The following is a 6,731-nucleotide window of genomic DNA, read 5'->3' as shown; positions in this document are numbered from 1 at the left end:
AATTGCTGAGCTTTTTTGTGCTTAGTATTTACAGTCTATTTTTAGATTTCAACCAAAAAATAGAGTCCATAACCTACCAGTAAAGCGGGAATAGATGTATAAAGCGTTGCTATAACTGCAGCCTTGGGAGCCATTGCAATTGCTGGAAATAGAGCATCCCCATCATTAGAAATAGCGTTCCCCGTTAAAGCACTAAAAGGAATAATGCCTTGAATATAAAGTGTTGTAACAATTATTTGCGGGCCACAACCGGGTAAAAATCCAATAAGCACTGCAATAAGCGGTGCTAAATAGGCGTAATGTACAAACCACGTTTTTAAGTCAAGTCCTGCAATGTTAATTAAAATCTCAAATAGCATGAATGACGCTACAACCCATGCCGTTACAAAATGGGTATCTTGTAATACTTTTATTATTTTAGAAGGGGGGTTACATGCATCGTCCTCTGACGTTACTTCTTGATAGCTTTCACCTCTTGACGAAAGTGCCCAAATACTAACAATAAATAAAGCCATTAATGCACCAAATAGCGTAATTACAGTGCTAGTGCTTGAACCAAACTGTGAAAAATCAACATTAAACGCAATCAAAAAGGCAATTATAAGGCTTGGGATAATTGCTACCATCCAAACCGGTTTACTGATTTTAATAATGTTAGTTGAGAGTATTTTAATTTGGTGCTTTTGTTCTTGCGCTGTTGGGCGTAAAAATTCTTTTTTGTGTATTGTATTGACCAGTAAACCACTGAATGTACCCACAACTAACCCTATTCCCATAATTAATAAGCCTTCAGTAGGGCGGGTAGCAAGTAATAAAAATGCTGCATCGCCCATTGTAGCTGTTAGCACAGCAACAATAGCACCAAAGCTTGCTTGGCCTTTTGTAAATTGAGTAACCACAATAATAGCTCCACCGCAGCCAGGTAATGCACCTAAAACCGCTGCAAAGCTAATTTCTAGAACCGATGATTTCGCGCTTAAATAACTAAGCTCTAATTGAGGTAAGTGTTCTATAGCGTAGTAATAAATTAAAAGGGTAGCAGCAACAAACACACTTACTTGAAAAAATGCATCACTTAGTGCGGTCATTGTTATTTCGCGTAATTGCGGTATTACAAGGCAAGTTAAAATAAATAAAGGCAGCAGTAAGCGTTTATTTTGGCTCAAAAATCGTTTTGAGGCAGGAGTAATAAAACCAATGTGAGGGAGTGAAATCATACAATGCGACCTAATAAATTAACTAGGTCACACTGTATACTATTCACTAAATGATAATCAATATCATTTGTATCTATTTAAATCGATTACTCTGTTTGAGTTTTTCGATAGCCAAATCTAAGTTAGTTTAAATTTGAATTAAGGCTGTGATTAAATTGGGCTAATTACGCTGAAATTCAGAGTTTGTATTCCACGTTGGCCATTGCTTTTGCTCAGAAATATCAAAACCTACTTTATAAAATAATTGTAAGTCTTGAACCGCACCCGAGAGATCCCATTCGTCGCGGTAACGGTCGCATGGCTGATGGTAACAACCGCGAAGTACTAAGCTCATACGTTTACGGTAATTAGCCGTTTCTTCATCAGCAGCCACAGTGCCGCCACCTGCGTACATGGCCGGAATACCCATGTTAGCAAATGCAAAGTGATCAGAGCGGTAATAGCCACCTGATGATGGTTTAGGATCGCCTGATATTGTTCTGCCTTGCTCTTTAGCCGCAGTTTCTAAAAACTCATCCATTTGTGATTTACCAATACCCACCACATTCATGTCTTTTACTTTGCCTAATAAATTTAAGCTATCCATGTTTATGTTAGCGACTGTTTTATTAGCTGCAATCACTGGATTTGCTGCATAGTATTTAGAGCCTAATAAGCCTTGCTCTTCAGCGGTTACCGCTAAAAATGTCATTGAGCGGCTAGGGTGCTTAGGTAATTTTGTAAAGGCTTCAGCTACTTCGATTAGCCCAGCGGTGCCCGTTGCGTTGTCGTGAGCACCATTATAAATTTGATCGCCTTTACGTGTTTTGTCTGTACCTAAGTGATCCCAATGAGCTGAGTAAATAACATGCTCATCTGGTTGCTCGCTTCCCGGTAAAGTAGCAATAAAGTTATATGATACTGATTTTTTAATGGTGTTTTTAACATTAACAGAAGCAGTTAAGTCGCCCATGTCAACATGGTAAGCACTTTTTGCAGCGTTTTCTTTAGCTGTATCAAAATCTAATCCCGCTTTAGTAAACAGCTCTTTTGCAACCTCAGTTGTAACCCAACCTTCGACTGCAACACGGTCCATGTTGTTGTTTTCTTTTTGAAAACCAAACTGCTCGCCGCTCCAAGAGTTTTCAACGACTGACCACGGGTAAGATGCAGGTGCTGTTTCATGAATAATAATAGCGCCTGCAGCTCCTTGTCGACTTGCTTCTTCGTATTTATACGTCCAACGACCATAATAAGTCATTGCATCGCCAGTGAATAAGGCTGGATCTTTTGTAGCAAAGCCCGGATCGTTAACCAACATTACAACTGTTTTGCCTTTAACGTCTAACCCTTCGTAGTCATTCCAATTGTACTCAGGTGCATTAACGCCGTAGCCCACAAATACGAGTTCAGAATTTTCTATGCCTTCTTGTGCGCTTATTCGGCTGCTACCCATAACCATGTCTTTTTTATATTGATAGTCTTTACCACCAATATTTAGCACCATGTTCGAATCTGCTTCTAAAGAAACCAATGGCACTTCTTGTAAGTAACTGTCGCCATTACCAGGCTCTAAGCCTAAAGCTTTAAACTGCGCAGTTAAATAATCAAGCGTTAGCTTTTCGCCAGGTGATGAAGGAGCACGGCCACCAAATTCGTCTGATGCGAGTACTTTTATATGCTCAGCCAGTTCATTCGCTTGGATACTGTTATAACCATTGGTTATGTCGGTAGGAGTAATACGTGATGTTGCACAGCCAGCTAAAATAGCACCAGCAAGTAAAGTAAGAGAGAAATAACGTTTCATATCAGCTCGTTTCTTGTTTTAAGTTCTCGTAAGTATATTAACTTCTATTAAGTAGAACCAGTTTTTGCGGTAAACTGTTGTAAAGTTTAAGGCATAAACGAGTAAGTAACTAATAACAATGAAACGTTTTACCCCCCCGGAGCAGTGGCAGCCAAGTAGTCTGCAAAGTGGTGCATTTTTGCATCTAAATACTCTTTTTAAAATTGATGAGCAAATAAGCTGGCCAACACCACAGTGGTTTGCCCCATACCTAAATGCCATTAATGAAAATAATCTACCGATACGGTTTATTGACGATGCAAAAATAGAGTTTGGCGATCGTTACTATGAGCAAGTTATTTTTGAAACTGGCGAAGTGCCCACACGCACAGAAAATTGGCATGATCTATTTGGCGGCTTTATTTGGTGTTTGTTCCCTAAAACTAAAGCACTTATAAACCAAAGACATGTGCAAGATATTGCTGAGCATGGCTTACAACATCGCACCAAGCACAGAAATGCATTAACACTTTTTGATGAATGCGGTGTTGTATTAGCTATTAGTGAGAGTAAATGGCCGCAGTGGCTTTGCGATCATCAATGGAAAACTGCATTTGTTGAGCACAGAAGTGAATGGGGTAAAACTATACAGCCATTTATGTTTGGTCATGCAAATTACGAAATGCTAACTAAGCCTTATATAGGTTTAACGGGCAAAGCTTTATTTGTTTTTGTACCGGATGAAATATTTTGTAAAGATTTAGTAACTCAATACCAGTACCTAGATCAAGCCCTTTATGAGATGATTAAAACCGATAATTGTTTAGCCGATAATAAACAACTTTCACCATTACCATTATTAGGTGTGCCTGGTTGGCATGATGAAAATACAGATGAAGCATTTTATAACAATACGGACTACTTTAGACCGAAACGAAGGACACGAGCATGATAGAAGTTGCTGGGCTTAAAAAGAAATTTAAGCTAACGAAAGACCATAAAAAGAATAAAGTCGACGAGATAGATCCCCGCGAAGACAAAGATTATTTTCATTCAGTACGTAACGTTAGTTTTAGCTGCGCAAAAGGCGAAGTACTTGGTTTATTAGGTCCTAATGGCGCGGGCAAAACAACCACGTTACGGATGTTATCAACGGCATTGAAACCAGATGAAGGCAGCATCACTATTGCAGGTAACGACATAGTTAAAAAGCCATTGTTAGGTCGCAAATCTATTGGCTTTTTATCTGGCTCTACCGGTTTGTACGGGCGTTTAACCGTAAAAGAAAATATAGAATATTTTGCCAAACTTCACGGCATGAAAAAAAATGATATAGCCTCGCGTTGTGAAGAGTTATTCACTTTACTCGATATGCATAAGTTTATAGATAAGCGAGCTGAAAACTTATCAACGGGTATGAAACAAAAAGCGAATATAGCCCGTGCAGTTGTTCATCGCCCAGCAGTAGTTGTACTCGATGAGCCAACAACGGGTTTAGATATTATGACTACACAAACCGTCATTGAATTTATTAAAGGTTTAAAAGCACAAGGGACACCCGTTATTTTTTCGACCCATCACTTAGACGAAGTCGCGTTATTATGTGACCGTGTTGCGGTTATTAATGAAGGTATAAGCTGTTTTGATGGCACTGTTGATGAGTTTAGAAAAGCAGGTAACAGTGACGAATTAAACCAAGCGTTTATGAATATATTAACGGAGAAGCATGATGTTTGAGGTATTTAAAAAGGAATTAAGAGAATTACTACGTGATAAAAAAACACTACTATTCGTTGTTGCATTGCCTGTTGCTATTTTCCCACTGATATTTGCTGTGATGGCGTTTATGAGCTCGCAAGCCGCGCTTGATGCAGAGCAAAAAGTAAATACCTATGTAATTATTAATGGCCAATATGCACAAGAGTTTACAGATAAAGTGTTTTATCACAAAAGTTTCGAGTTATATAAAGGAACTAAAACTTTTAATACGATTGAAGAACTCAAGGCTGGCGTTATCACCGGCGATATTGATATGGGTATCTACCTACCAAGCCAAGCACAGCAAACACTTAATAACGGCAAGCAAAGTAAGTGGGAAATTGTTTTTAATGATGCTAAATCTATTAACTTTTTATTTGAGCGCGTAAAAGAACTTGCAAAAGAATACAGTGATGTGTTGCAAAAGGAAAAGTTACTTAGCTTTGGTGTTAATGAGTCAACGCAAAAAGCCATTTTAAATCCAATCGAAGTCGTTAAAGTTGATACAGCAGATAAACGTGAAAATTTGGGTGAAAAAATCGGTGGATTTTTACCATATTTACTTATTCCATTAGTTTTAATGGGCGCTACATATCCTGCAATCGACTTGGGCGCGGGCGAGAAAGAGCGTGGCACTCTTGAAACATTATTATTGACGCCGATTACGCGGACTGAACTAGTACTCGGTAAATTTATTACGTTGTTAACAACCTCTATTGCTAGTACAACCATAACCGTTTTAAGTATGGGCGTTTGGGTTGCACTTGCATTAGCATTTGCAGATTTAGATTTCATCAAAGCCGCGTTTAGTACATTAGCAGTTAGCGATTTACTGATGATATTTGTATTACTTTTGCCAATTGCTGCTATATTTTCGGCCTTAGCGCTGGCTATTTCTATTTATGCACGTACGTTTAAAGAAGCACAAAACTATATGGCTCCACTTAGCATGGGTGTATTTTTCCCTATTATTATTTCAATAATGCCAAATATGGAACTTAATGCCAAAACAGCATTTATTCCTGTTACAAATGTAGCTTTAGCAATTAAAGAAATAGTAAAGGGCACTGTAGATTACACGTTTGTTGGTTTAATCTTTTTAGCAACAGCAATTATAGCGGCAGCGCTTTTGGCATTTTGTGTTAAATGGTTTAATCGTGAAGATGTTTTGTTTAGATAGCGTGTTTTTAAATTGGTAAGCAAGTTATGAAAGGTAGCCTTCGCTACCTTTTATATTTTTAATTAAAGAGAAAAAAGATGTTAAAAAGCCGATACTGTTCGCGTATTGTCACTACCTTCAACTCTGATTGTTATTGCCATGAGTAATTTAAGCGACTAGTACTCATGAAAAAACTCTATGTAATCTATGCCAAATGAGTTTATGCTAAAAATAGCAAAAAGAAACTGGTATATCTCTAGAAAAATATGATTAAATATTAGCTCTAATTACTTTAATGATTTGAGTAGTTAGGTTCAATTTTTACTAATGGAATGCGCTATTAAACTCAAAAGGAGCTGTTAACCCCAATAATAGGGCTAATAGAAATTATTATGGAACAACAAAACCAACAAACACTAACTAACCTTATTTACGATATATACGAAAATCCGACTTTCATAGAAGATCATCAACCACTTATTCAGCCATTGTTAAATGACTTAATTACCACTGCGCCAGAGGGCTTTGAGGGTATGGCTACTATGATTAATACGCATATTTCAAACGGCTTTAAGTTTAAAAACCCCAAAATACAAAAGTTTGAGCTTGAGTCGGGGCTTATAAAACTTAAAACGTACTTTCAAAAAATAAATCTCTAGGGCGTGTTGACCTGTGTGGATTGAAGTTTGTTCAATCTAGGGGCGATTTAATCGCGGCGTGAGTTTTGTAACCTAGTGGGCTAAGTAAAAACCGAGCAACAAAAAGTTAATCGTCCCTAGAAAGAACCTTTTGGGCAGCGCATGTTTGGTCTTTATGCTGCGTTATCGCCTAT

General features: G+C 37.9%; 6 protein-coding genes. 4 read left to right on the top strand and 2 right to left on the bottom strand.

The features are described 5' to 3' along the window. Positions 1-41: 41 nt before the first annotated feature. The gene (locus CWB66_RS17415) at positions 42-1,217 is read right to left on the bottom strand and encodes a putative manganese transporter (protein ID WP_138586358.1); all 1,176 of its coding nucleotides are present in this window, start codon (positions 1,215-1,217) and stop codon (positions 42-44) included. Positions 1,218-1,377: 160 nt separating this feature from the next. Beyond that, positions 1,378-3,003 carry a M28 family metallopeptidase gene (locus CWB66_RS17410; RefSeq protein WP_138586357.1) on the bottom strand — a complete coding sequence of 542 codons (1,626 nt, stop codon included), beginning with the start codon at positions 3,001-3,003 and terminating at the stop codon, positions 1,378-1,380. A gap of 118 nt (positions 3,004-3,121) precedes the next feature. On the opposite strand from CWB66_RS17410, the gene CWB66_RS17405 reads away from it, so the two are divergent. The 4 genes from CWB66_RS17405 to CWB66_RS17390 all read left to right on the top strand — a co-directional run bounded on the left by CWB66_RS17405 (position 3,122) and on the right by CWB66_RS17390 (position 6,558). Next, positions 3,122-3,934: a DUF3025 domain-containing protein gene (locus tag CWB66_RS17405; RefSeq protein WP_138586356.1), complete on the top strand. Its 813-nt coding sequence runs from the start codon at positions 3,122-3,124 to the stop codon at positions 3,932-3,934. Next, on the top strand, positions 3,931-4,719 hold the full coding sequence (locus tag CWB66_RS17400; RefSeq protein ID WP_138586355.1) for an ABC transporter ATP-binding protein: 789 nt from the start codon (positions 3,931-3,933) through the stop codon (positions 4,717-4,719). The genes CWB66_RS17405 and CWB66_RS17400 overlap by 4 nt, the downstream gene beginning before the upstream one ends. Further along, positions 4,712-5,920: an ABC transporter permease gene (locus tag CWB66_RS17395; RefSeq protein ID WP_138586359.1), complete on the top strand. Its 1,209-nt coding sequence runs from the start codon at positions 4,712-4,714 to the stop codon at positions 5,918-5,920. Before CWB66_RS17400 ends, CWB66_RS17395 begins: the two co-directional genes overlap by 8 nt. 371 nt (positions 5,921-6,291) lie before the next feature. Beyond that, on the top strand, positions 6,292-6,558 hold the full coding sequence (locus CWB66_RS17390) for a hypothetical protein (RefSeq protein ID WP_138586354.1): 267 nt from the start codon (positions 6,292-6,294) through the stop codon (positions 6,556-6,558). The last annotated feature ends 173 nt before the right edge of the window (positions 6,559-6,731 follow it).

It is taken from the genome of Pseudoalteromonas sp. S558 (assembly GCF_005886635.1).
Classification (GTDB): domain Bacteria; phylum Pseudomonadota; class Gammaproteobacteria; order Enterobacterales; family Alteromonadaceae; genus Pseudoalteromonas; species Pseudoalteromonas aliena.
This window is presented reverse-complemented; position numbering and strand designations above follow the sequence as displayed.